The organism is Marinobacter sp. SS8-8 (assembly GCF_030540945.1).
In the GTDB taxonomy this organism is placed as follows: Bacteria; Pseudomonadota; Gammaproteobacteria; order Pseudomonadales; family Oleiphilaceae; genus Marinobacter.
In genome coordinates, this window is record NZ_JASSVN010000001.1 from 223,029 (window position 1) to 249,534 (window position 26,506).

General features: G+C 58.4%; 25 protein-coding genes. 9 read left to right on the forward strand and 16 right to left on the reverse strand.

Features of this window, described 5'->3' with window-relative positions:
- The first annotated feature begins 120 nt into the window (after positions 1–120).
- The 3 genes from QPL96_RS00945 (at position 121) to QPL96_RS00955 (ending at position 4,035) form a co-directional block, all read left to right on the forward strand.
- On the forward strand, positions 121–681 hold the full coding sequence (locus QPL96_RS00945) for a YfaZ family outer membrane protein (RefSeq protein WP_303284969.1): 561 nt from the start codon (positions 121–123) through the stop codon (positions 679–681).
- A 153-nt stretch (positions 682–834) separates the two neighbouring features.
- Positions 835–3,006 carry a hypothetical protein gene (locus tag QPL96_RS00950; RefSeq protein ID WP_303284970.1) on the forward strand — a complete coding sequence of 724 codons (2,172 nt, stop codon included), beginning with the start codon at positions 835–837 and terminating at the stop codon, positions 3,004–3,006.
- A gap of 93 nt (positions 3,007–3,099) precedes the next feature.
- Positions 3,100–4,035 (forward strand): glucosaminidase domain-containing protein, encoded by a 936-nt coding sequence (locus QPL96_RS00955; RefSeq protein WP_303284971.1) that lies wholly within the window; start codon positions 3,100–3,102, stop codon positions 4,033–4,035.
- 105 nt (positions 4,036–4,140) lie between these two features.
- Here QPL96_RS00955 and QPL96_RS00960 read toward each other — a convergent pair whose 3' ends face one another.
- From QPL96_RS00960 to zapE, 5 genes are all read right to left on the reverse strand, one after another.
- Positions 4,141–6,864 (reverse strand): LuxR C-terminal-related transcriptional regulator, encoded by a 2,724-nt coding sequence (locus QPL96_RS00960; RefSeq protein ID WP_303284972.1) that lies wholly within the window; start codon positions 6,862–6,864, stop codon positions 4,141–4,143.
- 217 nt (positions 6,865–7,081) lie between these two features.
- A complete protein-coding gene (locus QPL96_RS00965) occupies positions 7,082–8,443 on the reverse strand; it encodes a DUF1329 domain-containing protein (protein ID WP_303284973.1) in 1,362 nt (453 codons plus the stop codon).
- A gap of 33 nt (positions 8,444–8,476) precedes the next feature.
- A complete protein-coding gene (locus tag QPL96_RS00970) occupies positions 8,477–10,342 on the reverse strand; it encodes a DUF1302 domain-containing protein (protein WP_303284974.1) in 1,866 nt (621 codons plus the stop codon).
- Between the two features lie 522 nt (positions 10,343–10,864).
- Positions 10,865–12,049: a thiolase family protein gene (locus tag QPL96_RS00975; protein WP_303284975.1), complete on the reverse strand. Its 1,185-nt coding sequence runs from the start codon at positions 12,047–12,049 to the stop codon at positions 10,865–10,867.
- Positions 12,050–12,134: 85 nt separating this feature from the next.
- Positions 12,135–13,268, reverse strand: a complete 1,134-nt coding sequence (zapE, locus tag QPL96_RS00980) for a cell division protein ZapE (RefSeq protein WP_303284976.1) — start codon at positions 13,266–13,268, stop codon at positions 12,135–12,137.
- Positions 13,269–13,462: 194 nt separating this feature from the next.
- On the opposite strand from zapE, the gene QPL96_RS00985 reads away from it, so the two are divergent.
- Positions 13,463–13,903 carry a YhcB family protein gene (locus tag QPL96_RS00985; RefSeq protein ID WP_303284977.1) on the forward strand — a complete coding sequence of 147 codons (441 nt, stop codon included), beginning with the start codon at positions 13,463–13,465 and terminating at the stop codon, positions 13,901–13,903.
- A 92-nt stretch (positions 13,904–13,995) separates the two neighbouring features.
- On the opposite strand, the gene QPL96_RS00990 is transcribed toward QPL96_RS00985, so the two are convergent.
- The 11 genes from QPL96_RS00990 to QPL96_RS01040 all read right to left on the reverse strand — a co-directional run bounded on the left by QPL96_RS00990 (position 13,996) and on the right by QPL96_RS01040 (position 22,782).
- Entirely contained in the window at positions 13,996–14,739 is a 744-nt protein-coding gene (locus QPL96_RS00990; protein WP_303284978.1) for a Nif3-like dinuclear metal center hexameric protein, read from the reverse strand.
- A 49-nt stretch (positions 14,740–14,788) separates the two neighbouring features.
- The gene (hisC, locus tag QPL96_RS00995; protein ID WP_303284979.1) at positions 14,789–15,841 is read right to left on the reverse strand and encodes a histidinol-phosphate transaminase; all 1,053 of its coding nucleotides are present in this window, start codon (positions 15,839–15,841) and stop codon (positions 14,789–14,791) included.
- A 113-nt stretch (positions 15,842–15,954) separates the two neighbouring features.
- The gene (gene hisD / locus QPL96_RS01000) at positions 15,955–17,262 is read right to left on the reverse strand and encodes a histidinol dehydrogenase (RefSeq protein ID WP_303284981.1); all 1,308 of its coding nucleotides are present in this window, start codon (positions 17,260–17,262) and stop codon (positions 15,955–15,957) included.
- Positions 17,263–17,380: 118 nt separating this feature from the next.
- Positions 17,381–18,028, reverse strand: coding sequence for an ATP phosphoribosyltransferase (gene hisG / locus QPL96_RS01005; protein WP_303284983.1), 648 nt, complete (start codon positions 18,026–18,028; stop codon positions 17,381–17,383).
- A gap of 29 nt (positions 18,029–18,057) precedes the next feature.
- Entirely contained in the window at positions 18,058–19,320 is a 1,263-nt protein-coding gene (gene murA / locus QPL96_RS01010) for a UDP-N-acetylglucosamine 1-carboxyvinyltransferase (RefSeq protein WP_303284984.1), read from the reverse strand.
- Positions 19,321–19,348: 28 nt separating this feature from the next.
- Positions 19,349–19,591, reverse strand: coding sequence for a BolA family protein (locus QPL96_RS01015; protein WP_303284985.1), 243 nt, complete (start codon positions 19,589–19,591; stop codon positions 19,349–19,351).
- Between the two features lie 107 nt (positions 19,592–19,698).
- Positions 19,699–20,031: a lipid asymmetry maintenance protein MlaB gene (locus tag QPL96_RS01020; protein WP_303284986.1), complete on the reverse strand. Its 333-nt coding sequence runs from the start codon at positions 20,029–20,031 to the stop codon at positions 19,699–19,701.
- A complete protein-coding gene (locus tag QPL96_RS01025) occupies positions 20,028–20,681 on the reverse strand; it encodes a phospholipid-binding protein MlaC (RefSeq protein WP_303284988.1) in 654 nt (217 codons plus the stop codon). The genes QPL96_RS01020 and QPL96_RS01025 overlap by 4 nt, the downstream gene beginning before the upstream one ends.
- A 16-nt stretch (positions 20,682–20,697) precedes the next feature.
- Positions 20,698–21,156: an outer membrane lipid asymmetry maintenance protein MlaD gene (mlaD, locus tag QPL96_RS01030; RefSeq protein ID WP_303284989.1), complete on the reverse strand. Its 459-nt coding sequence runs from the start codon at positions 21,154–21,156 to the stop codon at positions 20,698–20,700.
- 34 nt (positions 21,157–21,190) lie between these two features.
- The gene (gene mlaE / locus QPL96_RS01035; RefSeq protein WP_303284990.1) at positions 21,191–21,973 is read right to left on the reverse strand and encodes a lipid asymmetry maintenance ABC transporter permease subunit MlaE; all 783 of its coding nucleotides are present in this window, start codon (positions 21,971–21,973) and stop codon (positions 21,191–21,193) included.
- Positions 21,970–22,782, reverse strand: a complete 813-nt coding sequence (locus tag QPL96_RS01040) for an ABC transporter ATP-binding protein (RefSeq protein WP_303284992.1) — start codon at positions 22,780–22,782, stop codon at positions 21,970–21,972. The genes mlaE and QPL96_RS01040 overlap by 4 nt, the downstream gene beginning before the upstream one ends.
- Before the next feature lie 187 nt (positions 22,783–22,969).
- Between QPL96_RS01040 and QPL96_RS01045 the strand changes: the two genes are divergently transcribed.
- From QPL96_RS01045 to lptB, 5 genes are read left to right on the forward strand one after another with little or no spacing between them, the layout of a single operon-like run.
- A complete protein-coding gene (locus tag QPL96_RS01045) occupies positions 22,970–23,950 on the forward strand; it encodes a KpsF/GutQ family sugar-phosphate isomerase (RefSeq protein WP_303284994.1) in 981 nt (326 codons plus the stop codon).
- A 1-nt stretch (position 23,951) separates the two neighbouring features.
- Positions 23,952–24,512 carry an HAD family hydrolase gene (locus QPL96_RS01050; protein ID WP_303284995.1) on the forward strand — a complete coding sequence of 187 codons (561 nt, stop codon included), beginning with the start codon at positions 23,952–23,954 and terminating at the stop codon, positions 24,510–24,512.
- Positions 24,509–25,102 (forward strand): LPS export ABC transporter periplasmic protein LptC, encoded by a 594-nt coding sequence (gene lptC, locus QPL96_RS01055; RefSeq protein WP_303284996.1) that lies wholly within the window; start codon positions 24,509–24,511, stop codon positions 25,100–25,102. Before QPL96_RS01050 ends, lptC begins: the two co-directional genes overlap by 4 nt.
- Complete coding sequence (lptA, locus tag QPL96_RS01060) at positions 25,086–25,652, forward strand: lipopolysaccharide transport periplasmic protein LptA (RefSeq protein WP_303284997.1); 567 nt, start codon at positions 25,086–25,088, stop codon at positions 25,650–25,652. The genes lptC and lptA overlap by 17 nt, the downstream gene beginning before the upstream one ends.
- Entirely contained in the window at positions 25,630–26,355 is a 726-nt protein-coding gene (lptB, locus tag QPL96_RS01065; protein ID WP_303284998.1) for an LPS export ABC transporter ATP-binding protein, read from the forward strand. The genes lptA and lptB overlap by 23 nt, the downstream gene beginning before the upstream one ends.
- The last annotated feature ends 151 nt before the right edge of the window (positions 26,356–26,506 follow it).

Sequence of the window (26,506 nt, forward strand, 5' to 3'; positions counted from 1 at the left end):
TGCTGAGTCCGAAAACAGAAACAAGAGGTTAACGGGGACTTACCGCCTTTTAAGTTGAGTGGTCTCAGGCGCCCCGTTACCATACCGCAAAATCAACGAATAACGACCGAAGGTGCACACATGAAAGCGTCCCGGATTTCCCTGATGATTCTCTCCCTGGCTGCCGCGCCCGCATTTGCCGGTGATGTTGACCTGAGCCTCACCAACGATTCGGTGAAAGGCCAGGTGAATTTCTTAAGCACCAACAACGATCTCCAACTGGGCACCGGCTACACCTACCGCGAAGGTGGCCGCGACATTTTCAACGTGGATTTCCATGCCCAGGGCCGTACCGCCCTGGGTAACCTGCCCACCACCGCCGGTATCGGCATGCGCGGTATTTACTGGGATCAGAGCCGGGCCGACGGCGGTGCGGTTGGTCTTGGCGGTTTTGCCACCGTCAACATCCCGAACGTACCGGGCCTGTCTTTTACCGGTGGGCTGTATTACGCCCCCAGCATTCTTTCCTTCGGCGACTCCGATGACATGACCAGTCTGGAGCTGAGAGGCAGCTATCGGGTTATCCGTAATGCCGAAGTGTTTGCCGGTTACCGTTACCTGAACACCGAGCTTGATCGCCCGCTGCGCGGTGACGTGAATCTGGACGAAGGTATCATGGCCGGCATGAAAATCTTCTTCTGATTCCAGCCTTTCGGTAACGTGCGCCTGCTCTGCCAACGGGAAGCGGGCGCCCGTTTTGTGGTTTTCCATAACTCTTTCGTGCTTTTCCTCACGCTTTCCCGAGAATCCGACTGTTAGACTGTTTGCCTGTTAATTCCGCACGGATAGCCAGGCATGCGATTCACTCTCGGTTTACTCCTCTGCGCCACCCTGCTGCTCACCGCCGGGTGCGGGCGCGGCGCAGATGCCATTGAAGGGGCACGCAACCAGCCCAACGACTTCGCCGGCAGCAAAAACCCGGTGGATGACTTCAGTTCCGGCAGCACCGGTGATTCCACCAACGCCGGCGGCCTGGCCACCAACGAAGTCCGGGTGACCATGGAAGTACCGGATGGGGTAACCGGCGCTGGCGAACCCACCCGCCGCAACCTGAGAATCGTGCAGCCGGACAGGGTGAGTGTTTACTACACCAACCCGGCGCTGCAGGTCCTGGGCAAGCCCGCGATTTCCACCCGTACCGACAGCGAAGGCTTCACGATCATCGAGTTCACGGAGGGATTGCCCCTGGGCCCGGACGTCATCATTGATGCGGTTTACGGCAACACCCGCATGCGGGCCCTGGCCGCCGATGCCGACCGGGATGTGAAGGTGAACCCCTTTTCCGAGTACCTGGTGCGAAACACCCTGAGTAACTACACCGCCGGGGAATTCCAGACCATTCTGGACTGTGTGGCCGATGCCCGGGGCGAGCTGTGCCTGAACAAGTATGTGTGGTCCACCCTGGCCGACCAGGTTCACGACTTCGAGATCGACATTCCTTCCGGGGCCGGCCTGCAGGGCGCACTGGAGTTGCTCTCCGCGCGGGGCGATTTCGCCCGTTACGTGAGCGCCATGGCCGGCTATGCGCTGCTGGATGCATCTTCTTCCGGCAAGATCAGCGCCAGCTCGGCAGACTACAACTCGGTATTGCTGGGGGTGGAGCTGGGCCAGACCTTTCTGGAACCCTCCCTGGCCGGTTCTGGCCAGTGGGGTGTGCGCACCGCCCAGGAGGAAGTACTGGAAGACGCAAACGGCACGGGCTATGTCTATCCGGCCCTCACCCTGAGCAGTTTCGATGCTTTCAATATCCGCGTTACGTCACTGGCCAGTGATATTCCCTATGACCGGGAAGCCCTGGTCCATCAGAAGGGCAATAATTTCTTTGAGCGCGGTTCGGATAACTGGGAGCGCAACACCCACTCCTCATCCCCGGGCGCCGCCACCCTGCTGGAAAACACCCGCCTGCTGGCTGGCCGCGCCCTGTTCCAGAGTATTACCGGCCGCGGCAGTTCAAAGATCATGGGCTGGGCCCGCAACCCATACTACCTGGATGCCTTCACCAGCCTCCCGGTGGACGATACCACGGGGCCGGACCGGGTGATCAGCGGGTACTTCAGCGCGGGTAAGGCCATTGAGCTTAAGGCCGAAGGCGACCAGTTGCGGCGGCTCGGCACACTGGAAGACCAGTATCTGTCCGTGCTCGAGATCAACCTGCTGCGCAGGGAAGGTTTCGACGCCGCCACCCTCGATGGCCGAAATTACAACATGCTGTACCTGGCAACCCGGTTCAGCGAGGGAACGACGCCCCTGGCCATTGAAGCAGGCCTTGGCCAATGGCAGATTGGTGCCGGCACCGTTAACCAGTCCCAAAGCTTCACGACCCTTCAGCGGGATAACTCCGGAGCTGTAGCCATTGATGCCACCGGCACCCGAACAGAGTCCTGGACCCTGAGCAGCCGGACGTCGCGGTTAAGCACGGGGAATAGGGATATTGGCCGGCTGAACCTGGATATCACCACTGCCTCCGGTGACCTTGAACAACCGGACATCGGTATTGGCGCCAGCACTCCGGATGGCACGCTGATGGCCTTCAACCTGGACGACAGCCCCCTCGGTGATGGCATTCTGGTCGCCGCCGAGCAGACCACCAACAATGCGCCTTCCGCCGGCCAGTTCCGGCTGCAGGGTGTCGCGCTGGGGCTGGCGCCGGATACAAGCCGGCTCCGGCATTTCGACAATGCCCTGCTGACCATCAACTCCTCCACGACAGCAACATTCTCACCCGTTGCCCTGACCAGCAGCCATTCCGTAAGCAATGAGACGGTGACAGCACCGGAACTCCAGGAGGATCCGGACTTTGTCCTGAGCTACACCCGGACCGGTGATGGGCGGGTCCGGTTCAGTGCCGGCAATCTGGTGCTTGAGGGCTTCCACACCGGCAGCCAGGACCAGTTCTACCTGAGATTCCGCGCCACGGAAGGCAACGAGGAACAGGCCGGCCTGGTGATCGCCACCCGCCTGCCCTGACGAGCTCGGGGCCCGGTGGTAAAAACCCAACAGGCAGACGCCTCCGTATAACCTGTTATAATTCTTGCCATACCGACTTTGACGAGAGGTTTTATGTCTGCAGGCACACGGGCAATGTTGCTGATGGCTCCCTTGATTGCGTTTGCGATCGGAGGCGGTTTCTATGTGCCACCGGAGGGTGGCGGGCAGGACCGGTATGGCAACAGTGGGTCAGAACCCGCCCTGTCCTCCCTGCCGCCTCTGCCGGACTGGGCCAATGACGACCTGCCGGATTTTTCCGGGTACCGCGACACCACCGAGAAAAAAGCGGCATTCTTCTCGTTTCTTTACCCTCGCATTGTCCTGGCCAATTCACGAATCCTGATTGAGCGCGACTACCTGGACAGCCTTGCCGGTAAGGAAGAACTGACCAGCAAGGAATACCGCTGGCTGGCCAGGCAGTCCGAAAGATTGAGAGTGGATGCGGAACCTGGCAGCAGGGAGCAGTTCTCACTGCTGCGTAAGCGGCTGGATGTGATTCCGCCCTCGCTGATTCTTGCCCAGGCCGCCAATGAATCCGCCTGGGGCACCTCCCGCTTTGCCACCAAAGGCAACAACCTGTTCGGCCAGTGGTGCTTCTCAAAGGGCTGCGGCCTGGTACCGCTTGGCCGTGCCGAGGGCGCCAGCCACGAGGTCGCCAGTTTCCCCTCGCCCTATCGCTCGGTGCGGGCCTATATCCAGAACCTGAACCGCCACCCCACCTACCAGTTGCTGAGAGACGTTAGGCTGAGGGATCGCCGCAACAACGGGCCGCTCTCCGGCCTGGAGCTTGCCGAAGGCCTGCTTGGCTATTCCGAGCGTGGTGAAGAATACGTAGAAGAAATCCGGGCAATGATCCATTACAACAATCTGGCATTCTATGACGACGATTTCCGCAGCGTGATCCGTGATCTGTCGCCGGACAGCCTTGAGCAACTGGCCTCTACCAAGGTGGAAACCGGGCTGTTACCCCGCCAGCCATCAGTGAACAGTAACCCGGCTGAAGGTTAGAGACCCTCCCGCACTGGCTTGATTTTCTCCCTGCGCGGATTGGGGCTGAAGTCTGAAATCTAAGGCTGAAAATGGGGTCTGACCCCAGGGGGTCAGACCCCTGCTTCACAGCAACCCCAGGTCGCGGGCTCTTACGATGGCCTGGGTGCGGGATTTTACTTCCAGCTTGGCGTTAATCCGCCGGGCGTGGGTTTTCACGGTATGCAGGGAAATGTGCAGTTTGTCGGCAATTTCCTGATTCGAGAGGCCTTTGGCAATCAACTCCAGTACACCCTGCTCCCGCTCACTGATCGGTTCCGCCAGGGCTTCGGCACCACCGGCACCGGGTTTCAATTGGAAAAGATTTCCCAGGGCCCCCTTGAACGGGCCGTCCGGAAGCTGACCAAAGCCCTTCTCCATCAGACCCTGGAGCTCTCCCCGTAATTCCGAAAACGGGCTGATAAAGTGCTCGCGGGCCGCTTCGATAACGACGGCGGACAGAACCTTCTGGGCAACCACCGGGCCTTTTTCATCCTGAACGATGACCGCTTCGAGCAACCGCATATGCAGTTCAACCCCCCATGGGATCGTGCCCTCGTAACGTTTGCGAATACCCTGCAGGGTTTCCCGGGCGCGGATCAGGTCGCCACGGGCCAGATCAATCCGGACCTGCAGGCAATCCAGCAGGCCCGGCATCATCGGAAACAGTTCCGGCACGCAGCCTGCCTCCCGGTAGGGTGCAAGCTTGCTCATCGCCTGGCCAGCGCTGTCGATCTGATTCTGGGCCAACCAGCAACTGGCCTTGAGGGCTTCGAGAACCGGCACAAACAGCGATTCATCCACCTGCCAGGAATGCATGGTGCGCTCGGCCCGGCCAATCCAGACAAAGGCGTCTTCCAGACGACCCTGGGCCCGACACATCAGCACCCGGATGGTCATCGCCAGCAGCAGGCCCAGGTCCCGGGCCTGTTCGGCGTGCCGGCCACAGGTTACCAGCAGCCGGTCGGCTTCTGCTTCCCGGCCCTGGTGCCAGAGCACCAGCACCAGATTCAACTGAAGCCGGGTTTCACCAATCCGCGCGGGCCGGGCCAGCTCCTGCATGGCCGTATCCAGGCCAGTGCGCAGCAGTTGCTCGGCATGCTTGAGCGCGCCTTTGCCCAACTCAATGCGGGCATGGGCGTAAACCGCCAGCGCTTCCGAGCCGGAATCGCCGGCTTCGCGGGCGAGCCTGGCCGCCTTCCGGTTGGCTTCCCGGGCCTCCTGGAAGCGGCCCGCCGCGCACAGGGCACTGGAACGCACCATTTGGGTTACCAGTTGCCCCTGGGCACTGAGCTGACCTTCCTCTCCACCTCCCTTTAGCGCCCTGTCGGCCATTTCAAGCGCCGGGCCCACGCTGCCCTCTCCCCTGAGAATAAAGGCTTTGAGAGCACAGATCCTTGCCGCTTGCTCTTTCCGATCAGGCTCCGGCAGACTGTCCATAAGGGCTCGCGCCTGACGGAACTGGCCGCCAATGGCATGAACCCAGCTGTAAACAATTTTCAGGCGGGCACTGCGTTCGAGAAGCTGGCCAGGCAGGCTCTTGCGAAGTCTGAGCAGTGACGCCGTATCCTGCCCCAGCAGCAAGGCTTCGGAACCCTCGGAGGCGATTCGGATAACCTCGTTAGCGTCTCCGGCCAACAGAGCGTATTTGAGCGCTTCCGGGAACTGATCCCGCACACCGAACCAGCGACTGGCCTGAAGCATCCGCTCGGCGTAGCCTGCCATCACGGGCGCTCTCAGCCATTCCTGCATCAGGGGGTTAAACCGGTACCACCGCCCCCGGCCTGGCATGGGCTTGAGAGGAAGGCCTCGATCAACGGCCTGGGAGGGCACCAAACCGGAATCCGGCAACAGCGACTCAAGGGCCAGGAACAACTCATCGGAACACAGCTCCAGCTCGGCGATACCGCGCAAGGATTGAAGTTGTCCCGGGGTGAGACCCCCAAGCACCGATTCTTTCAGGAACCGCTCGACACCCACCGTTTCCTGTATCGGTTTTCTCTCCGGATTCCGTGACACTTCACGACGATAAAGCGCCAGCGGCGTTGCCCAGCCTTCGGTGATGTCGTACAGGTTGTCTACTGCCACGCTGGTCAGCTGGCTGGCTGCCATGGCCGACCGGAAGAATTCGAAGGTTTCCGAGCGCGAGAACTCCAGTGCTTCAGAGCCGATACGGGTAAACCGGTTTTCAAGCTCCAGCCCGTGGGTTTCGAAAGGCAGTGCCTTTCGGGAAATAAGTATGATCGAGGCGCCAGCGGGAAAGTCTGCAACCAGTTGTTGCAGCAGTTCGACCACAGCGGGGTTGCCCAGGTTCTGAAGGTTGTCCAAAACCAGAACCCTTGGCTGGCCGGCACTCTTGCGGGCCAGCGCCGCCTTCATCATCGCCAGGGTATCGGAGAAGGTGGCGCCACCTTGGTGCCCCTGATACCCCTGCCCCGGCGTCTCGGGCAGATCCAGAGCGATGGCGAGCAGCGTCAGAAAGCGCGATGGTGCGTTGTCCTGGGCATTCAGCGTAATCCAGCGGGTCTGATCGCCCGATACACCGGAACCACCAAGGGCGCTGGCCACCGCCTGGGATTTGCCATAACCACAAGGCGCCTCAACAAACAGAACACTGCCGGAGCCCAGAGCTCCGACAATCCGGGTGTCGAGCGTCGGCCGTGTCAGGGAGTCCGGCGGAACGACGGGAATCTGCATCCTTTGTCTGAGCAAATCCCTGACCAGCTCACCCCGCTGAAGACCACTGTTCGCTGACTGGAATTCATCGTTGGCTGCACAGCCATCATTGAACGATTTCACGCACTGCCCCATTTAAACCCGGCCTGAACTGCCCGATATCGCCGGAAACGTGGATCTTTGCACTGACTTGAGAGTGGCGACCGGCATCAGGTACGCCTTTAGTATGATAGGAAGGTTAAACCAATTGTGGGGTAGGCTGCAAAATTTTGACGTGAAAGGATTTTATCGCGTGTTAAAAAAGCGTCGGGCCCGAAGGGCCCGACGCTTTCACCTGCCTGCGGAACAGCGCTTAGCGGGTACCGGCGCGGCGCAGTGCCGCGGGCGAATAATCCCTGGCACGGCGCTCCACACCAAAGGTGTAGGGGTTTACTTCTTCATTGGTCAGACCAAGGGCCAGGTAACGGCCAGAGAGCAGATCGTACAGGGTTTCGATGGCATACCAGGGAACCACCTGATCGTAGAACTGCATGGCGTGGGCTTCGGCAACACGCCACAGCTCACCACGGCCATCGTAATGGTCAATAACCGACGCCTGCCAGGAGTCCTCATCAATGTAGAAGTCGCGCTGGGCATAGATGTGGCGCTCACCCTCTTTCAAGGTGGCGCGGACATGCCATACACGGTGCAGCTCGTAACGGGTCGGGTCCTGGTTGATATGACCGGGCTTGATGATCTGGTCGTAGGTCAGACCCCGGTCAACCAGCTTGTAGGAGTTGTACGGAATGTACATTTCCTTCTTGCCAACCAGCTCCCAGTTGTAGCGGTCCGGTGCGCCGTTGAACATGTCAAAGTTATCGGACGTACGCATACCGTCGGAAGCGGTACCCGGTCCGTCGTAGGCCACCTGGGGCGCACGGCGAACCCGGCGCTGACCGGCATTGTATACCCAGGCACGGCGTGGCTCCTCAACTTGGTCAATGGTTTCGTGAACCAGCAGTACGTTACCCGCCAGGCGGGCTGGCGCGGTAATAGCCTGCTTGAAGTAGAACAGCACGTTCGGATCTTCGTTCGGGCTGTAATCTTCGAGGTAGGTGCGCCAGGTCAGCTCGTCCTGGAATTTCACCACCGAGAAGTCACCACTTTCGGTCGGCGTTACCTGGCCGACGTTGCGCTGGACAGAGCCACCACGATAGCGGGTAATGTGGTTCCAGATCGCTTCCAGACCGTTCTGGGGAATCGGGAAAGGGGTGTCGGACTGGTAGTTGCCCAGGCCATTACCATCCTTGATCAGCTCAACGGTGGTTGCATTCTTAATGGTCTGCTCCATCACCGCTTCAGGATAGGCGGCGGTGCGGTGGGTTTCGTACACCGGCATGAAGTAGTCATCGTAGCGCTTTATCATCGCAACCTGCCCCGGGGACAGTTTGTCTTTGTACTGATCAACGTTGCTCTGGTCGATGGTAAATTTTGGCTGCTCATCCGGGAAGGGATTCACATAGATACCGTCGCCCTTGTAGTTGGCTGGAGGCGTAGTCAGGCCACCTGTCCACGGGGGGATTTCACCGCCATTGCCGGCTTTCTCCGCACCCATTGGTGTCAGCGAGCTACCCAGCTTGGCCGCTTCTTCAGCAGAAACCGCACCCCAGGCCTGGCCGGCAAGAATGCCCGCTGCCAGAACGCCTGTGGCCAGTAGTTTCTTGTTCAGTTTCATTTAAATTCCCTCGTTCAACGAATTCGTACCGGGTCAGAATGAGTATGAAATGCTGGCAGTTACGTAATCGCGGTCAGTCAACTCATTATACGGCCTTCCGTCGAAGTAGTTCGTGTAACCGATATCGGCACTGATAACGTTCTGATAAACCGCCTCCACGGACAGGCCAATTGCCTTGCTGCCCTCGTTGAATGCTCCGCCAGGCTGCGGGCTATACCCTTTAACATCGTGACTCCAGGCCAGTTGCGGCAACAGGTTTATGCCGGCAAATGCGTCGAGATAGCTCCACACAAACCGGGCGCGGTAGCCCCAGGAGAAATCGGTCGTGAAGCCTTCATTGTTGCAGTAGTTGGTGTTGATGTTAAGTGCCTGGCCTGTCTGGCCAGAACCCTCACACGCCCCGCCCGGGAGCTGACCTATGCCAAATGTGCCTGACCTGCCATAACGGGCGGTGTCGTAATCGGGCAGGTCGTGTACGTATGTCGCGCCAAACTCGGTAACTATGGTGAGACGATCCGCCCCCATCACCGTCTCAATAAATTTGATCAGCGTGAACTGTGCCTGGGACACACCGTATTCATCATACCCTTGAACGGCCTCACCGTTAAGGGATTGTCCGCCGGCCTGCGCCTCGCGCATCACCTGGAGCTGGCTTGCCGGCAATCCGGTTTCCGGGTTTACAACCTCGTTGCCGCCAAAGAGCAGTTCAAAGGCGTTCCACTGCAGCGGCAGCTTGTCGCGGTAGGAGTACTCAGCCCCCAGAGACCATCCGCCCGGAGTGATCGTGTTGATGCTCACTCCGTAAAGGTTGATGTTTTCCGGGTACTCAATGAAATATAGCGGCAGGTTCTGGCCATTGTTCGGATCACGGACGATACCGCTGACATACGGCAGGCGGCTGTTGTACTTAATATAGTAGAAGCCAAGCTCTGACTCATTCAGTTGCGGTAAAAACCAGCGCATGGCAACGCCAAACTGATCCTTGGTATCCGCCTGCCTGTCTCCAACACGGTCTGCAACCAGGCCCTGTGCGAGCGCCTGTGAATCAGGCAACTGACCGGCAAGCAGAACCGGGCCACAGTCCTCGGCCGCGAAATCGTTGGTTGAGAAGAAGGTTCCGCAGTTATCCGGGCGGACCGGCTCCCAACCATTCTGTACAAAGGCTTCCACGGTAAGGCTCTCAGTCACGCCTGCAGACATATAGAACATTTCGACCGGCAGAAGTGCGTCTTTTATCTCGGAGCCCGGAGCCCGGAAAGCCGGGACATCTATAGGGTTGATAATGTTGATGCCACCCTGAATAAAGGTACTTTCACCCCAGCTGAGAACCTGCTTACCATAACGCAGGCTGACAGGAACCTGACCAAAGTACCAGTCCGTGAACACATAGGCATCCAGAATCTCGCCACCGGAGGCATAGTCCTTGGCGTATCGATTCAGCTCGCGGCGCTGGCCAACATAATCAACAGCACGACTTTCGTCCTTCAGTTCAAAATCATACCAGTAGCGGCCACGCAAAAGACCACCAACCCTTGTCAGAAACGGGTTGTCCAGGTCGTAGTTCAAATACAGTTCACTGTTACCCTTGACGATTTTGGAGTAGGTATCGCCTTTGTCGAAGTTCAGGTTGCCGTCGTCGTAGTTGTTGGTGGAGGCACCGATATTTTCCAGGGGGCCGCCCGGCGCGTACTCGGGGCCAAGGTTACCCTGGGCGATAAGGCGTTTGTCGCGATCCTCGACTCGCCAACCGGCACCCGCAGACAGCGTGGTGTTGAACTGGGCTTCTACATCTCCCATGTAAAAGGAATAGGCGGCTGCCTGACCGGACATACCGGCTGCCACCGCCACGGCCAGCGGTAATTTGGTCCAACGCTGCCGTTGATGTATTTTTCTTGTCATTGGAAGGCTACTCCATTGTTGTTCTGAGTCGCTGCTCTGATTATTGGTATTCACGATGTATTGGAGGCTTCATGCACAGTGCTCGTGATGTTGGCACTATAGCTAACGCCTTCGGGCGCTTTGATCAGTCAAAAGTATGATTTTACTCTCACACTTCGCTTACCGCCGGGTTTCGTCGCACAAAATCACTATAGACAACAATTTTGGTTGCAACCACTTTGGCTTTGGCGGTTGTTTTTGCGCTTTCTTGCTGTTTTTGACTGGGGTGAAAGCACTGCCGCCCATAGTTGAGATGTAATCCGCGACTCAACCGTCATCAGATTCGAAAAACCAAACCCAATCTCACTACCAAAACTTCGAAAAGCCTTCTCAGACTTTGGAGTAAGGGGCTGTTGCCTTTCTGAAACTGTCGGCAGCAGGGATGCTGCCGCCAAGCCTACAAGGACGTATTCACGGCGCGTTTCAGAAAGGCAACAGCCCCTTGCCGAACAACCACAGCAAAGGGTTATCCAGGCTAACGACTTAGAGCATCTCGATAGCCATCGCCGTGGCTTCACCACCACCGATGCAGAGCGCCGCGATGCCTTTCTTTTTACCGTAACGCTGGAGGGCGTACATGAGGGTCACCAGCAGGCGGGAGCCGGTGGAGCCGACAGGGTGGCCCTGGGCACAGGCGCCGCCGTGGATGTTGACTTTCTCGGGATCGAGGCCGAGTTCGCGAATGGGCATCATGGCGACCATGGCGAAGGCTTCGTTGATTTCGAACAGGTCGACGTCGTCCTTGCTCCAGCCGGTTTTGCCAAGCAGGGTTTCGATGGCGCCAACCGGGGCGCAGGTGAACTCGGAGGGATGCTGGGACTGGGTGCTGTGGCCAACGATGCGGGCCAGGGGTTTGAGGCCGCGTTTTTCGGCTTCGGATTCACGCATCAGCACCAGCGCGGAGGCACCGTCTGAGATGGAGGAGGCGTTGGCGGCGGTTACCGTGCCATCTTTGGCGAACGCCGGTCGCAGGCTCGGAATCTTTTCGATGTTGGCGTTGTGAGGTTGTTCATCGTCTTCGACCACCAGGTCACCTTTGCGGGTTTTTACGGTAACCGGGACGATTTCCTCCTTCAGCAGGCCCTCTTCGATGGCTTTCTTGGCGCGCATGAGGGAGGTAATGGCGTACTTGTCCATTTCTTCCCGGGTGTAGCCTTTCTTGTCCGCCATTTCCTGGGCAAAGGCGCCCATCAGCCGACCGGTTTCGGCATCTTCCAGACCATCCAGGAACATGTGATCCTGCGGCGCCTGGCCCGAACCCATGCGATAACCGCTGCGGACACCCTGCAGGATGTAGGGGGCATTGGACATGCTTTCCATGCCACCGGCCACCATGATGTCGTTGCTGCCGGCCCTGATCAGGTCGTGAGCGAACATGGCGGCTTTCATTCCGGAGCCGCAGAGTTTGTTGATGGTGGTGGCACCGGTGTTATCCGGAAGACCCGCCTTACGCATGGCCTGGCGGGCCGGCCCCTGCTTCAGGCCCGCGGGCAGGACGTTACCCATGATCACCTCCTGCACATCGGCAGGCTGCAATCCGGCACGCTTCACCGCCTCGGCGATGGTGATGGCCCCCAGGTCAGTGGCGCTGACGTCGGCCAGACTGCCCTGGAAACCGCCCATGGGGGTGCGGGCGCCACTTACGATGACTACGTTGTCACTGCTCATATCCAATCTCTCCTAAAAGTGGGGTCAGATGAAAATGGGGTCAGATGAACTTTTCATCTGACCCCATTTTCATCTGACCCCGATTTCATGGTTTGTGGGGTGCTTCGAGGTATTCACGGGACTGCATTTCCAGCAGGCGGGATTCGGTGCGTTCGAATTCAAAGCTCAGGCGGCCGCCGGTGTAGAGTTCGGTGATGGGGGCGGCGGCGGAGATGATCACCTTGACGTTGCGGTCGTAAAATTCATCAATCATGTTGATGAACCGGCGGGCCTGGTCGTCTTTGTCTTTGCCCAGTACCGGCACATTGCTAACGATAATGGCGTGGAACTGCCGGGCCATTTCGATGTAATCATTCTGGCTGCGGGGGCCGTCGCAGACGGCTTTGAAATCGAACCAGACCACGTCGTCCGCGTGAGCCCGGGCCGGGATTTTGCGGCCGTTGATTTCCATGGTCTTACTGTGTTTCCCGGCTTCAACCGCCAGTCCATCAAAGCTTTTCCGGAGGCTGACGTCTGCCTCCTCATCCAGCGGCGAATGGAACAGTTCGACCTGCTCGAGGGTTCGCAACCGGTAATCCACACCGCCATCGACGTTGACCACATCCGTGTGCTTTTTGACCAGATCGATGGCAGGCAGGAACCGGGCCCTCTGGAGGCCATCCTTGTAGAGACCGTCCGGTACGATATTGGAGGTGCACACCAGGGTAACACCCCGGCTGAACAGGCTGTCCATCAGGGTGGCGAGGATCATGGCGTCGCCGATATCGGAGACAAAGAATTCGTCGAAGCAGATAACCCGGGTTTCATCGGCGAACTTCCTGGAAACCAGCTCCAGGGGGTTCTTCTCGCCCTTGAGGGATTTGAGTTCGTTGTGGACACGCTGCATGAAGCGGTGGAAGTGAACCCGCATCTTGCGATCAAAAGGCAGGGATTCGTAAAAGGTGTCCATCAGGTAAGTTTTACCGCGGCCTACCCCTCCCCAGAAATACAGGCCTTTGACCGGCTCTTCCTGGCCTTTTTTCAGTTTGCGGCGCAGTTTGGTCATTGCCTTGTTACGATCACTTTCCGCTTCAATCAGTTTGTCGTACAGTGACTGCAGGCGCTTGACGGCATCTTCCTGGGCGGGGTCCTTCTGGAAATCCGGGCGTTCAAGATCCTTCTGGTAACGTTGCCAGGGGGTCTTGGGCGCACTGGTTTCGGGGGACATTACGGCTGCCATCAAGGTATTCCCGGAAGTTGATCGTAAATTTGGGCGCTGTATTGTCTCGCATTTGGCGATTTTTCGCCACGTTGGGCACCACAGGAGCAATACGACGATTGGCGCAGGCCACAATCATGGGATGATGGCGCCCGGGACGCTATACTCGTGCTACAGGGCTTGGCTCACTTTTAGGTAAAAGGACGACACAGCATATGACAAACCTGATTCTGGCAGCGATTGCCGCATTGGTTGTTGGCATTGTCATCGGGGTATTTGTTGGCCGTTCCGGGCAGGGAACGACACTTCGCCAGCGCCGGGCGGAACAGCAGATCGAGGAACTGAAAAGCGAGTACACACGCTACCAGGCTCAGGTGAATGAGCATTTCATGGAGTCGGCCCACTTGCTGCGCCGCTTCAATGATGCCTACCGGGATGTGAACCAGCATATGGCCCGCGGTGCCAATCGGCTATGCAATGACGAGGAGTGGCTGGAGGAACTGGCGCAGGAGACTTCCAGGAAGCGTCTGGAGGAGGTTCGCGAGGACGCCGCCGAGCCGCCTCGGGATTATGCTCCCAAGTCGGACCCGAAAGATTCCGGGACGCTGGCCGAGGACTTTGGCCTCAAGAGCGGTGATAAAGCTCAGCAGGCGTGACACTGAAACAGCAGGATTGTATGTTTCGGTGCAGGAGCGGGGCTGTGAAATTTGGGGTCAGATGAAAAGTTCATCTGACCCCAAATTCGCCGCTATACCGGGTTGTCACAATCAATGAACTTGTGGCTCACCCCGAACTCCTCAGCCAACGCCCTCCCCAGAGCCTGCACTCCATAGCGTTCGGTTGCGTGATGACCGGCTGCGTAATAGTGGATACCGCATTCTCTGGCGGCGTGCGTCGTCGGCTCGGATATCTCGCCGCTGATGTAGGCGTCCAGGCCGGCTTCGAGGGCAATGTCAATAAACCCTTGTGCGGCACCGGTGCACCACCCTACCCGCTTGATTAAGCCGGGCCCCTCGCCTACCCGCAAGGGTTCACGGTGGAGATGCCTGGCGAGGTGCAAGCCGAATTGTTCTGGCGACATGACCTCTTCAAGCTCGCCTTCCCAGACCAGGCTACCCAGCGGGCGGGGATTTTTGATGCCCAGGACATCCGCCAACTGGCGGTTGTTGCCGTATTCGGGATGATCGTCCAACGGCAGATGGTAGGCGACGAGATTGATGTCGTTATCGAGAAGCTGTTTCAGGCGTTCGCGTTTCATCCCCTGGATACGCTGGTCTTCGCCTTTCCAGAAATAGCCGTGGTGGACCAGGATCATATCGGCGTTTGCGGTAATCGCGGCTTCGATCAGGGCTTTTGAGGCGGTTACACCGGATACAACGGTGTTGATTTCGGGCTTTCCTTCAACCTGTAGTCCATTCGGACAGTAGTCCTGAAAGTCACCGGGCTGAAGCCATTGCTCAATTCTCTTCAGGATTTCGATTCGATTTGCCATAAAGGTTCCTTTAGAGACTCTATCTGAGTAGTTCGACGAGTAAGGCAGGTTAGAGGGATTTGAGGCCTGCAATCAATGAATCATTCTGAGTTGGCGTGCCAATGGTGATGCGCAAAAAGTCGCTGATACGGGCCTTATTAAAATGCCGGACAATAATGCCCTGCTCTCTCAGGCCTTTGGCCAAAGCTTCGCCCGACCGCCCTTTATGGCGGGCGAAGATGAAGTTTGCCTTTGAAGGCAAGACCTGAAAACCAAGACCCTCAAGGGCCTCTGTTACCCGCTCCCGTTCGCTGATCACGCCATCACAGCACTTCCGGAACCAGGCCTCATCTTCGTAGGCCGCTTGGGCACCCGCCAGGGCCAGACGGTCCAGCGGATAGCTGTTGAAGCTGTTTTTTACGCGATTGAGGGCTTCAATCAGGTCCGGGTGCCCTACCGCAAAACCAACCCTCAGGCCGGCGAGAGAGCGGGCCTTGGAGAGGGTTTGGGAGACCAACAGGTTCGGGTACTGGTCAACCAGATTGATCGCGGTTTGGCCGCCGAAATCAATGTAGGCCTCATCCACGACCACTACCCGGTCGGGATTGGCGCACAGGATTTCTTCGACACGCTGCAATCCGAGGTAACGGCCAGTCGGGGCGTTCGGATTCGGGAAGATGACGCCACCATTGGGCTGTTTGTAGTCTTCCGGATTGATTTCAAAGGTGCCGGTGAGCGGAACCGTCTTGCTCGGGATATCGTAGAGCCCGCAGTATACCGGATAGAAACTGTAGGTAACGTCCGGGAACAGGATGGGGTCGCCGTGCTGGAACAGGCCGTAGAAAATGTGGGCCAGGACTTCGTCGGAGCCGTTGCCCAGGAATACCTGCCCGGGCCTGATGCCGTGGTAGGCGGCAATCGTCTGGCGCAGGCTTTCACCTTCCGGGTCCGGGTAGAGGCGGAGGTTGTCGTTCAGTTCAGCCTGGATGGCTTCGATGACTTTTGGTGAGGGGCCGAAGGGATTTTCGTTGGTGTTCAGCTTCACCAGATTGGCCATTTTTGGCTGTTCGCCCGGGACATACGGGACCAGGTCGTTTACCAGGGGGCTCCAGAATTTGCTCATTTTTGGCTCCGAGTAGACGGCAGGTAGGCGAGGCTCCGCCCACCTGTCTGCAAACTTCGTGAACATGGGGTCAGAAGAAAGCGTTCTTCTGACCCCTCCCCGGTCCGATCACATTACTCTTTGATTCGATACTCCGCGGACCGGGCATGGGCGGTTAACCCTTCACCCCGGGCCAGCACTGACGCCACACGCCCCATTCGGTCGGCACCTTCGGCACTGAAACCAATGATGGAGGACCGCTTCTGGAAGTCGTAGACGCCCAGCGGCGAGGAAAACCGTGCAGTGCCGCTGGTGGGCAGTACATGGTTCGGGCCAGCGCAGTAGTCTCCGAGGGCTTCAGCGGTGTAACGGCCCATGAAGATAGCGCCGGCGTGGCGGATGTGTTCGAGCATGGCCTCGGGGTCTTCCACCGACAGTTCCAAGTGTTCTGGCGCGATGCGGTTGGAGACAACAGCGGCTTCTTTCAGATCGGCGACCTGGATCAGCGCGGCGCGGTCGGTCATGGAGGTGCGGATGATATCGGCTCGCTCCATGGTGGGCAGCAGTTTGTTGATGCTGGCCTCGACGGCATCCAGGAACTCTGCGTCCGGGCTGACCAGGATGGACTGGGCCTGCTCGTCGTGTTCGGCCTGTGAAAACAGGTCCATGGCGATCCAGTCCGGATTGGTTTTGCCGTCACAGATCACCAGGATTTCCGAGGGACCCGCAATCATGTCGATGCCAACGACTCCAAAGACTTCCCGCTTGGCAGTGGCAACGAAAATGTTGCCGGGGCCCACGATTTTATCGACGGCCGGAATGGTTTCCGTGCCATAGGCCAGGGCACCCACTGCCTGGGCACCGCCTACGGTGAAGACACGGTCGACACCGGCAATGGCAGCAGACGCCAGGACCAGGTCGTTCACTACACCCTCGGGCGCTGGAACAACCATGATCACTTCGCTCACACCTGCCACTTTTGCCGGAATTGCATTCATCAGCACAGATGACGGATAAGCCGCCTTACCGCCGGGCACATACAACCCTGCCCGATCCAGCGGCGTCACTTTCTGGCCAAGCACGGTGCCGTCTTCGTCCTCATACTGCCAGGATTTCTGGCTCTGCCGCTCGTGGTAATCCCGAATCCGCTCGGCCGCTTTCTCAAGAGCCACGCGTTGATCCCGGGGAATGGTTTCCAACGCTTGCTGCAAACGGCTTTGGTCCATTTCCAGATTGGAGACGCTGCCAACCTTCAAACGGTCAAATTTCTCCGTGAATTCCAAAACGGCCTGATCACCGCGGGTTTTAACCTCATGCAGGATGTGACGCACCGACTCGTTCACCTGATGATCAACGCTGTCGTCCCAGGCCAGAAGTCTGGCCAGCGAGCTGTTGAAGTCACTTTCAGAGGCGCTCAGTCGTTTGATGGTTGCGTCGGTCATTTCATCGTTCCTGCTGCAGGAGAACATTGCTTTAGTCTTGTTACTGCGGCCAAATTTCCGGGGTGAGAAGAAGGCTTTCTTCTGACCCCTACCTCCACAGGGCTTTCCAGGACGGCCTCTACTCAGGAGCCCGGCGTTTTTCAACCGCAGCCGACATCTTTTCGATGATGGGATTGATACGCTCATGCTTCATCTTCATGGACGCACGATTCACCACCAACCGGCTGCTGATATGCTCGATTAACTCACGGGCCTCAAGGCCGTTTGCCTTCAACGTATTCCCCGTATCAACAATGTCGACGATTTCATCAGCCAGCCCCAGAATCGGCGCCAGTTCCATCGCACCGTAGAGCTTGATGATGTCGGCCTGGCGCCCCTGTGCCGAATAATACCGGCGAGCCAGGTTTACAAACTTCGTAGCCACCTTGATACGACCCGGCGGCGGAGTCTGACCCTTCGGACCGGCCGTCATCAGGCGGCAACGGGAAATGTTCAGGTCCAGGGGCTCGTAGAGCCCTTCCCCACCGTGCTCCATGAGAACATCCTTGCCCGTCACACCCAGATCCGCACCGCCGTACTGCACATAGGTTGGCACGTCGGTAGCGCGGATGATCAGCACCCGCACGCTGGGATCAGTCGTCGGAAACACCAGTTTGCGGGATTTCCTGATGTCGTCGACCAGCTCAATGCCGGCTTCCGCGAGCAGCGGCAGGGTTTCTTCCAGGATTCGTCCCTTCGACAAGGCGATTGTGATGGAATCTGTCATGGATTCTTCCAGTTTCCCGTTGATGTCTCTCACGCTGGCAGGCGGCGGATGGTGGCACCCAGCAACTGCAGTTTCTCTTCGATGCACTCGTACCCGCGATCAATATGGTAAATACGGTCTACGATGGTATCGCCGTCGGCCATCAGGCCAGCGATGACCAGGCTCGCGGATGCCCTGAGGTCCGTGGCCATAACAGGCGCACCGGTCAGGTGGTCTACGCCCTTGATGATGGCGGCGTTGCCTTCAAGGGCGATATCCGCGCCCATGCGGATCAGTTCCTGCAAATGCATGAAACGGTTCTCGAACACGGTTTCCACGATGGTGCCCGTGCCCTCGGCAACGGCGTTCATGGCGGCGAACTGGGCCTGCATGTCCGTCGGGAACGCCGGATAAGGCGCCGTGCGCAGACTTACCGCTTTCGGACGATTGCCTTTCATGTCCAGCCCAATCCAGTCCGGACCGGTGCTGATATGGGCACCGGCCTCCTCAAGCTTGAGCAGAACCGCTTCGAGCAGTTCTTCGCGGGTATCCTTGAGCTTTACCCGGCCACCGGTGGCTGCTGCGGCAACCAGGTAGGTACCGGTTTCGACACGGTCTGGCAGCACGTTGTAACGGCAGCCGTGCAGGCGCTCGACGCCGTTGATTTCGATGGTTGCGGTGCCGTGGCCCCTGATATCCGCGCCCATGGCGATCAGGCACTCGGCCAGGTCCACCACTTCCGGTTCACGGGCGGCGTTCTCCAGGATGGTTTTACCCTCTGCCAGCGCAGCAGCCATCATCAGGTTTTCTGTGCCGGTTACCGTAACCGTGTCGAGGAAGATGTGGGCGCCCCTGAGGCGGCCATTGGTTTTGGCCTTGATGTAACCATTATCGACCCTGATATCCGCGCCCATCATTTCCAGGCCGTGGATGTGCAGGTTTACCGGGCGGCTACCAATGGCGCAGCCACCCGGCAGGGACACTTCCGCTTCGCCAAAATGGGCCACCAGCGGGCCGAGCACCAGAATGGACGCCCGCATGGTTTTCACCAGTTCGTAGGGCGCGTGAAAGTGCTTGATGGTGTTGGCATGGATTTCCACGCTCATCTTCTCATCAATGATCACTTCAACGCCCATGCGGCCCAGCAGCTCGATCATGGTGGTCACGTCGTGCAGGTGTGGCAGGTTGCCGACGGTCACCGGCTCATCCGCCAGCAGGGTGGCTGCCAGAATTGGCAGTGCTGCATTCTTGGCACCGGAAATCCGGATTTCACCATCCAGGGGCTTGCGGCCCCTGATCAGAAGTTTGTCCACGATAAAGTTCCTGTCTTGTGCGGGCGCTTCAGCCCTGGCGCTCAGCCCATTCAGCCGGAGTAAAGGCTTTCGGATGGAGTGCGTGAATTGCGCCATCCATGATCTGCTGGAACAGCGCCTTGTTGATCAACTGCTGGCGCTTGATGGTCGGCAGGCCTTCGAATACGTCACCCACCACGACGACCATATAATGGGTACCGTCAACCTGCACCTGAACGTCACAGCCGGGCAGTGCTTCCTTGACCAGCTCGGTCACTTCGGTGGCATCCATAGAAAATCCTCGGGGGTTTTGAAATCAGCGGCGGGATTGTAACCAATTCCGAAGCCCGGGTCAGCTTTACTGTCCTGTAACCAAAGGGATCGGCACCGGAGGGGTGGTCAGTGGGCGGGATGCACGGATTCGGGGCCGAAGCCGGCAAGCTGGTCTTCCAGGTTGCTCAGGGCGGCCAGTGAGGCCAAACGGCCACTGACACCCCGGAATGACAGGGAAATGCCCCCTTGACGCGCCAGTCGCTGCCAGCAGAGCAACATGGACAAGACAACACTGTGGGCGGTGACCAGGCCGTCCAGATCGACAATCAGATTTCCGGACGCGGTACTGATCAGCTTTTCACCCTGTTTTCTCAGGGCCACCACGGTATCCGCGTTCACTTTACCTGTCACGATCAGAATGCCGTCCGCCAACTGAACCCGCGGCTCCCCGGAGCTCATGATTTGTCCACTTTCTGCTCCAGGTCCAGGGACTTGGCAGCGTCACTCCAGCCATCAATCACTGCCTGAATCTGGCCCCGGTTCTCTTCCATTTCCTGGCTGAACCGATCCCGGAAGGCCAGCCCGATGTTTACGCCTTCAACAATGACGTTCTCCATCAACCAGCGGCCATTACCGGTCTTGTACATGGAATAGGTTACCGGGTACCGGTTACCGGACGCACTGATCACTTCCATCTGGACCGACGCCCGGTCGTTGCTCTGCGGGTTGATGGTAGCCCCCTTTACCTCGATCTGGAAGTCCTGGGCGTTCACCAGCGCCTGGGCGTAGCTGTCGAACAGGCTGCGCTTGAACGCAACCACAAACTTGTCCCGCTGTTCGGGCGTGGTCTGGCGGGCATACCGCCCCATGACCCGGGCAGCGATACGACGGAAGTCCACAAAATCAGTCAGCGCCTGATCCATGCTTTCATAGAAGGCCTCGGGATCCCTCTGATAGAGCCCCCGCTCGCTATTGAGCTTTTCGACCAGCCGCTGAGTGTTTTCATCCACATAGTCACGGAGATCCTCAGCCTCTCCGGCCTGAACACGCGCCATCAGGAACAGCGCCATTACGAAGCCAACGAGAATGTGGTGTTTCAGTGCGGACATCAGGGTCTCCTGTTAATTAGTTGCCGGCCCGGCCAGACGCAAAGTTACTGATCAGTCGCTCAAGATTCATGGCCGACTGGGTGGAATAGAAAGTATCGCCCTCTTTCAGCGACTCCACCTCGGCGCCGATGGATATATCAATGTACTGCTCACCGAGCAGGCCGGATGTACGTATAACTGCGGAACTGTCAGCCGGAATATTATCGACGTCAGAGGAAATCGACATCCTGACTCTCGCCTGAAAGGTCTCCTTGTTCAGGGTGATGGATTCGATAGTACCAACAGTCACCCCCGCCATCGAGACCCGGCCACGGGGCGTGAGCCCACCGGTATCGTTGAAATTGGCGTAAATGGTGTAGGTGCTCTCGGCCGATTTCGGCGACAGGCCGCTCACCTGCAGCGCCAGAACCAGCAGGGCTGCAATGCCTGCGATCATGAACAGGCCCACAAGGATTTCAGTCGTTCTTTGTGCCATTTCCGGCTCCGGTAATGTCTCGTTAATCGATGGTTCAGAAATCGCCAAACATGACAGCGGTCAGTACAAAATCCAGCCCCAGCACCGCCAGGGACGAGTACACCACAGTCTTGGTGGTCGCGGAGCTGATGCCTGCCGATGTCGGCACACAGTCGTAGCCCTGGTAAACAGCGATCCAGGTGCAGACAAAGCCGAATACGACACTTTTGACCATGCCATTGAGTACGTCGTCAACGAAATCCACCGACGACTGCATATTGCCCCAGAATGAGCCCTCAAACACGCCCAGCCAGTCTACACCCACCAGCATGCCGCCCCAGATACCGATAACGGAGAAAATGGCGGCAAGCACCGGCATGGCAATAAAGCCGGCCCACAACCGGGGCGCCACCACGCGGCGCAGCGGGTCGACCCCCATCATTTCCATACTGGACAGCTGTTCGGTGGCCTTCATCAAGCCGATTTCCGCTGTCAGGGCGGAGCCGGCGCGGCCCGCGAACAGCAGCGCAGTCACCACGGGGCCCAGTTCACGCACCAGGGTCAGGGCAATCATCTGGCCGATGGCGGCTTCGGAGCCGTAATCACTGAGGATGGTGTAACCCTGCAGCGCCAGCACCATACCGATGAAAAGACCGGAGACCACAATAATCGGCAGCGACAGCACACCCACTGCGTACAGCTGTTTCATCAACAGCGGAAAACCGGTTGCCGGCCTTGGCACGCCGCCCAACACACCCGCGAGGAAGCGGCCTGAACGACCAAACGACGAGACACCATCCAGGCCAAGGCGCCCGAATGCGGCAATTCTTTCGATCAAGACACACCCCCGGAAAGCCCGAAATCCCTGGCGGCACCTTCTGCCGGATAATGGAAAGGCACCGGCCCGTCTGGCTGCCCCTGAAGAAACTGCTGGACCTGTCCGGAGGGGTGTTCGCGAAGCTGCTCCGGCGAGCCTTCGCCGATAACCCTGCCATCAGCGATGATGCAGGCGTAATGGCAGATGCTCAGGGATTCCGGCACATCGTGGGAAACCAGCACACTGGTCAGCCCCATGGAACTGTTCAGGTCCCGGATCAGTTTGACCAGAACGCCCATGGCGATAGGGTCCTGGCCGGCAAAAGGCTCGTCGTACAGGATCAGTTCCGGATCCAGGGCAATGCTTCTCGCCAGGGCGACCCGTCGGGTCATGCCTCCGGACAGTTCCGAGGGCATCAGATGCCTGGCACCACGCAGCCCGACCGCTTCCAGCTTCATCAGCACAATATCCCGGATCATGTCTTCCGGAAGACGGGTGTGCACGCGCAGGGGGAAGGCAACGTTCTCGAATACGCTCAGATCGGTGAACAGGGCACCACTTTGGAACAACATCCCCATTTTTTCCCGGAATGCGTAGAGGGCCTTGCGTCTGAGCTTGGGCACCTCGTGGCCATCTACCACCACACGGCCGGAATCGGGCCGGAGTTGACCGCCGATCAGGCGCAGGAGTGTGGTTTTACCGGTTCCGCTGGGGCCCATGATGGCGGTAATTTTGCCTCGGGGAATTTCCAGGCTGACACCGTCGAAAATCCGGCGCCCGGAGCGGGAAAACACAACATCCTCAAGCGATATGTAAGCCGATGAATCCATAGTCCCTACCTTTCAAAGAGGGCTACATTATGCCAAGGAACGCCCAAGCTCAATCCAAAGAACCCAAAATGTACTGATAGCAATGATCAGTTTGACTGAACTTTCGGTAACCGGGCCTCGTTGCCGGGCGAAAATGATATACTCCTCCGACCATTTCCAATGTCTTAACAGCCAGGCCCCAAGCCCGATGAACGAACAGACTCCGACCGATTTCCGAACGCCCGCCCTGCGTGCCATCCGCATCGAGCGAGACGCCATCAACGCTCTTGAGAGCCGTATCGACGATCATTTTACCCGGGCCTGTGAAGTTATTATGAAGTGCACGGGCCGCGTGGTGGTTACCGGCATGGGCAAGTCCGGCCACATCGGGAACAAGATCGCCGCAACCCTGGCCAGCACCGGCACGCCCTCGTTCTTCGTTCATCCGGGCGAGGCAAGCCACGGCGACATGGGTATGATTACCTCTCAAGACGTGGTTATCGCCATTTCCAACAGTGGCAACACCAGCGAGGTGGTCACCATTCTGCCACTGATCAAACGGATGGGCGCCCCGTTGATCAGTATGACCGGCAATGCGAATTCCACCCTGGCACGGGAAGCCATAGCCAATCTGGATGTCAGCGTACAGGTAGAAGCCTGCCCCCTGGGCCTGGCACCAACGTCGTCCACCACCGCAACCCTGGTGATGGGTGATGCTCTGGCGGTCGCCCTGCTTGAGGCCAGAGGTTTCAGCGCCGAAGATTTTGCCTTTTCCCATCCGGGCGGAAGCCTGGGGCGGCGGCTATTGCTGCGGGTCTCTGACATCATGCATACCGGTGATCGTATTCCGGTGGTCAGCGAGAGCACGCCCCTCAGCGGTGCGCTGCTGGAAATCTCCCGCAAGGGCCTTGGCATGACCACGGTCGTTGATGACCAGGGTGCGCTCACAGGAATATTTACGGACGGCGACCTTCGCCGGACCCTGGACCGCTCAGTAGACATCCACAATACGCCCATTCATGAAGTAATGACCCGGCATGGAAAAACCATCCAGGCCGATCATCTCGCGGCAGAGGCATTGAACGTGATGGAAGAAATGAAGATCAACGCCCTGCCGGTTACCGATGAGAACGGTGCCCTGACCGGCGCCATTAACATGCACGATTTGCTGCGGGCCGGGGTTATCTGACATGCAGAACCAATGGCCCGAGTCCCTGCTGGCGAAAGCGGCGTTAATCCGACTGATTGCCCTGGATGTCGATGGCATCATGAGCGATGGCAAGCTCTACTTCAGCGCCACCGGCGATGAGCTCAAGGCGTTCAACATTCTCGACGGCCTGGGCCTGAAACAGTTGATAGCTGCGGGTATAACTGTCGCTGTCATCACCGGGCGTAAGTCACCACTGACAGAAAAACGCATGCGGGACCTCGGTATCCCGCACCTGGTGCAGGGACGAGAGGACAAGAAAGCAGCCCTGCAGGAACTGGTGAGTACCATGAACATCCGCCCCGAAGCTATCGCCTACATGGGCGACGATCTGCCAGACCTGCCAGCCCTGAGGTTTGCGGGCCTGGGAATCACCGTACCCAACGGCTACTGGCTGGTTCGCCAGCATGCGGATTACTGCACCCGGGCGGGGGGAGGAGACGGCGCCGTGAGGGAGGCTTGCGATCTGCTGCTTAGCGCCCACGGAAAGCTGGACGCAGCGCTGGCGCCCTACCTGGAGCCTGATCAGGAGGCTGGCAGGTGAACTGGCTGCCGGACCGGCCCCGACTGCAAACACTGGCACTGGCGGGTACCATTGTTGCGGCGGTGTTTTTGCTGTGGCGAAGTGATGAGCCCCCGGTTATCGACAGGCAGGCCGCCGATCTGAGAGGCGATACCGAACCCGACGGATTCGTGGTCAATGGCAAGTACACCTCGTTCGATGAAGCCGGCAACCCCAAGGTCAGTTTTACCAGCCCGCGGATCGAGCAGTTCGAGGAGGGTAACCTGGCCACCATGGAATCGCCCAGGGCCGAGCTCTACAGCGTCACGGACGGCGCCGACACCCTGCCCTGGATTGTGGAGGCCGAAAATGGCAGTCTCCTGCAAAATGAAAACCTGCTTTACCTGACTGGCAATGTCCGGATACTCCGGAATGTGGACGGTCGGGACACCACCCTGACAACGCCAACCCTGACCCTGGACAACGACCGGGGCCTGGCATACACAGATGCACCCGTAGAAATACGCGACGTGACAGGAACCACCCGTGCCACAGGCATGAAAGCGTGGATCGACGAGCGGATTCTGGAACTGAACTCCCAGGTGGAAGGACTCTATGAAACCGGAAACTAACCGAAACCGGGGCCTGATGGCTGCCCTGCTGGCCATCACCTTGACCGGGCCGGCAGCCGCTTTCGAGCTTGATTCTGACATCCCCATCAAAGTAACCGCAGACAACGCCCGCCTCGACGACAACCAGGGTATCGCCACCTACACCGGCGATGTAGAGCTGGAACAGGGCGAGACCCATCTGAGTGCGAAGCGTGTGGTTCTGTACCGCGACGAAAACGGGCTGAACCGGATTGAAGCCTTCGGAAATCCGGCCCGTTACCGCCAGCCAAGCCGTGAAGGCGGAGGTGAAACCGACGCCAGGGCGCTGAATATCACCTGGTCGGCCGCTGACCAGCGTCTGATCTTTGAACGGCAAGCGGTCATCGAACAGAATGGCAACCTGTTCCGTGGCGACATCATCCATTATGATACCGCCCGCCGGGTCGTCACGGCCCAAGGCGGCGCCGATAGCGGCGAAGGGTCCGGCCGGGTAGAAATGGTGATTCAGCCACGCAGCACTGACAGACGCACTGATAGACAGGAATCCGATGGCAGTTCTGAGGGCCAGTAATCTGGCAAAGAGTTATAAACAGAAAAAAGTGGTGATCGACGTTTCCCTGGAAATCCGCAGCGGGGAAATTGTGGGTCTGCTGGGCCCCAATGGCGCCGGTAAAACCACCTGCTTTTACATGATCGTGGGGCTGGTTCCGGCCGACCACGGCCGGATCACCATCGACAGCCGCGACATCACTCATCTGCCCATGCACGGCCGGGCGCGCCAGGGCATCGGCTACCTGCCCCAGGAAGCCTCGGTATTCCGCAAACTGTCGGTGCGCGACAACATCATGGCCATTCTGGAAACCCGCAAGGGTCTGAGCAAGGCCGAGCGGGAAAAAAAGCAGGAAGAATTGCTCGAAGAATTCCACATTACCCACATTCGTGACAGCATGGGCATGGCCCTGTCCGGCGGCGAACGCCGGCGTGTGGAAATTGCCAGGGCCCTGGCGATGGAGCCGGCCTTTATCCTCCTAGATGAGCCGTTCGCCGGTGTCGACCCCATTTCCGTGAGTGATATCAAACACATCATCCGGCATCTCCGGGACAAGGGCATCGGTGTACTGATTACCGACCACAACGTACGGGAGACCCTGGACATCTGCGAGAATGCCTACATCGTTTCCGGTGGCCACATCATCGCCTCCGGTAATGCCGAATCCATTCTGGCCAACCAGCAGGTAAAGGAAGTGTACCTGGGCGATGAGTTCCGGCTGTGAAATTGGGGTCAGATGAAATTGGGGTCAGATGAACTTTTCATCTGACCCCAATTTCATCTGACCCCCGGATTGTTTTGATGATCGGTAGCAAGTAAACTCGGCAAAGAACTTGCTAGGGTAATAAAGAGCCAAGGCAAGTAACCGACATATA

What these genes read in the sequence shown, in the direction of transcription:
- QPL96_RS00970 (WP_303284974.1), bottom strand. Translation starts at nt 10,342, where the DNA reads ATGACAAGAAAAATACATCAACGGCAGCGTTGGACCAAATTACCGCTG.
- QPL96_RS00975 (WP_303284975.1), bottom strand. Translation starts at nt 12,049, where the DNA reads ATGAGCAGTGACAACGTAGTCATCGTAAGTGGCGCCCGCACCCCCATG.
- QPL96_RS01025 (WP_303284988.1), bottom strand. Translation starts at nt 20,681, where the DNA reads ATGTCCGCACTGAAACACCACATTCTCGTTGGCTTCGTAATGGCGCTG.
- QPL96_RS01045 (WP_303284994.1), top strand. Translation starts at nt 22,970, where the DNA reads ATGAACGAACAGACTCCGACCGATTTCCGAACGCCCGCCCTGCGTGCC.
- QPL96_RS00950 (WP_303284970.1), top strand. Translation starts at nt 835, where the DNA reads ATGCGATTCACTCTCGGTTTACTCCTCTGCGCCACCCTGCTGCTCACC.
- QPL96_RS00960 (WP_303284972.1), bottom strand. Translation starts at nt 6,864, where the DNA reads ATGGGGCAGTGCGTGAAATCGTTCAATGATGGCTGTGCAGCCAACGAT.
- QPL96_RS00955 (WP_303284971.1), top strand. Translation starts at nt 3,100, where the DNA reads ATGTCTGCAGGCACACGGGCAATGTTGCTGATGGCTCCCTTGATTGCG.
- lptA (WP_303284997.1), top strand. Translation starts at nt 25,086, where the DNA reads ATGAAACCGGAAACTAACCGAAACCGGGGCCTGATGGCTGCCCTGCTG.
- zapE (WP_303284976.1), bottom strand. Translation starts at nt 13,268, where the DNA reads ATGGCAGCCGTAATGTCCCCCGAAACCAGTGCGCCCAAGACCCCCTGG.
- QPL96_RS00965 (WP_303284973.1), bottom strand. Translation starts at nt 8,443, where the DNA reads ATGAAACTGAACAAGAAACTACTGGCCACAGGCGTTCTGGCAGCGGGC.
- hisG (WP_303284983.1), bottom strand. Translation starts at nt 18,028, where the DNA reads ATGACAGATTCCATCACAATCGCCTTGTCGAAGGGACGAATCCTGGAA.
- QPL96_RS01040 (WP_303284992.1), bottom strand. Translation starts at nt 22,782, where the DNA reads ATGGATTCATCGGCTTACATATCGCTTGAGGATGTTGTGTTTTCCCGC.
- lptB (WP_303284998.1), top strand. Translation starts at nt 25,630, where the DNA reads ATGGCAGTTCTGAGGGCCAGTAATCTGGCAAAGAGTTATAAACAGAAA.
- mlaD (WP_303284989.1), bottom strand. Translation starts at nt 21,156, where the DNA reads ATGGCACAAAGAACGACTGAAATCCTTGTGGGCCTGTTCATGATCGCA.
- QPL96_RS00985 (WP_303284977.1), top strand. Translation starts at nt 13,463, where the DNA reads ATGACAAACCTGATTCTGGCAGCGATTGCCGCATTGGTTGTTGGCATT.
- hisD (WP_303284981.1), bottom strand. Translation starts at nt 17,262, where the DNA reads ATGACCGACGCAACCATCAAACGACTGAGCGCCTCTGAAAGTGACTTC.
- QPL96_RS00945 (WP_303284969.1), top strand. Translation starts at nt 121, where the DNA reads ATGAAAGCGTCCCGGATTTCCCTGATGATTCTCTCCCTGGCTGCCGCG.
- QPL96_RS01050 (WP_303284995.1), top strand. Translation starts at nt 23,952, where the DNA reads ATGCAGAACCAATGGCCCGAGTCCCTGCTGGCGAAAGCGGCGTTAATC.
- QPL96_RS01015 (WP_303284985.1), bottom strand. Translation starts at nt 19,591, where the DNA reads ATGGATGCCACCGAAGTGACCGAGCTGGTCAAGGAAGCACTGCCCGGC.
- hisC (WP_303284979.1), bottom strand. Translation starts at nt 15,841, where the DNA reads ATGAGCAAATTCTGGAGCCCCCTGGTAAACGACCTGGTCCCGTATGTC.
- QPL96_RS00990 (WP_303284978.1), bottom strand. Translation starts at nt 14,739, where the DNA reads ATGGCAAATCGAATCGAAATCCTGAAGAGAATTGAGCAATGGCTTCAG.
- QPL96_RS01020 (WP_303284986.1), bottom strand. Translation starts at nt 20,031, where the DNA reads ATGAGCTCCGGGGAGCCGCGGGTTCAGTTGGCGGACGGCATTCTGATC.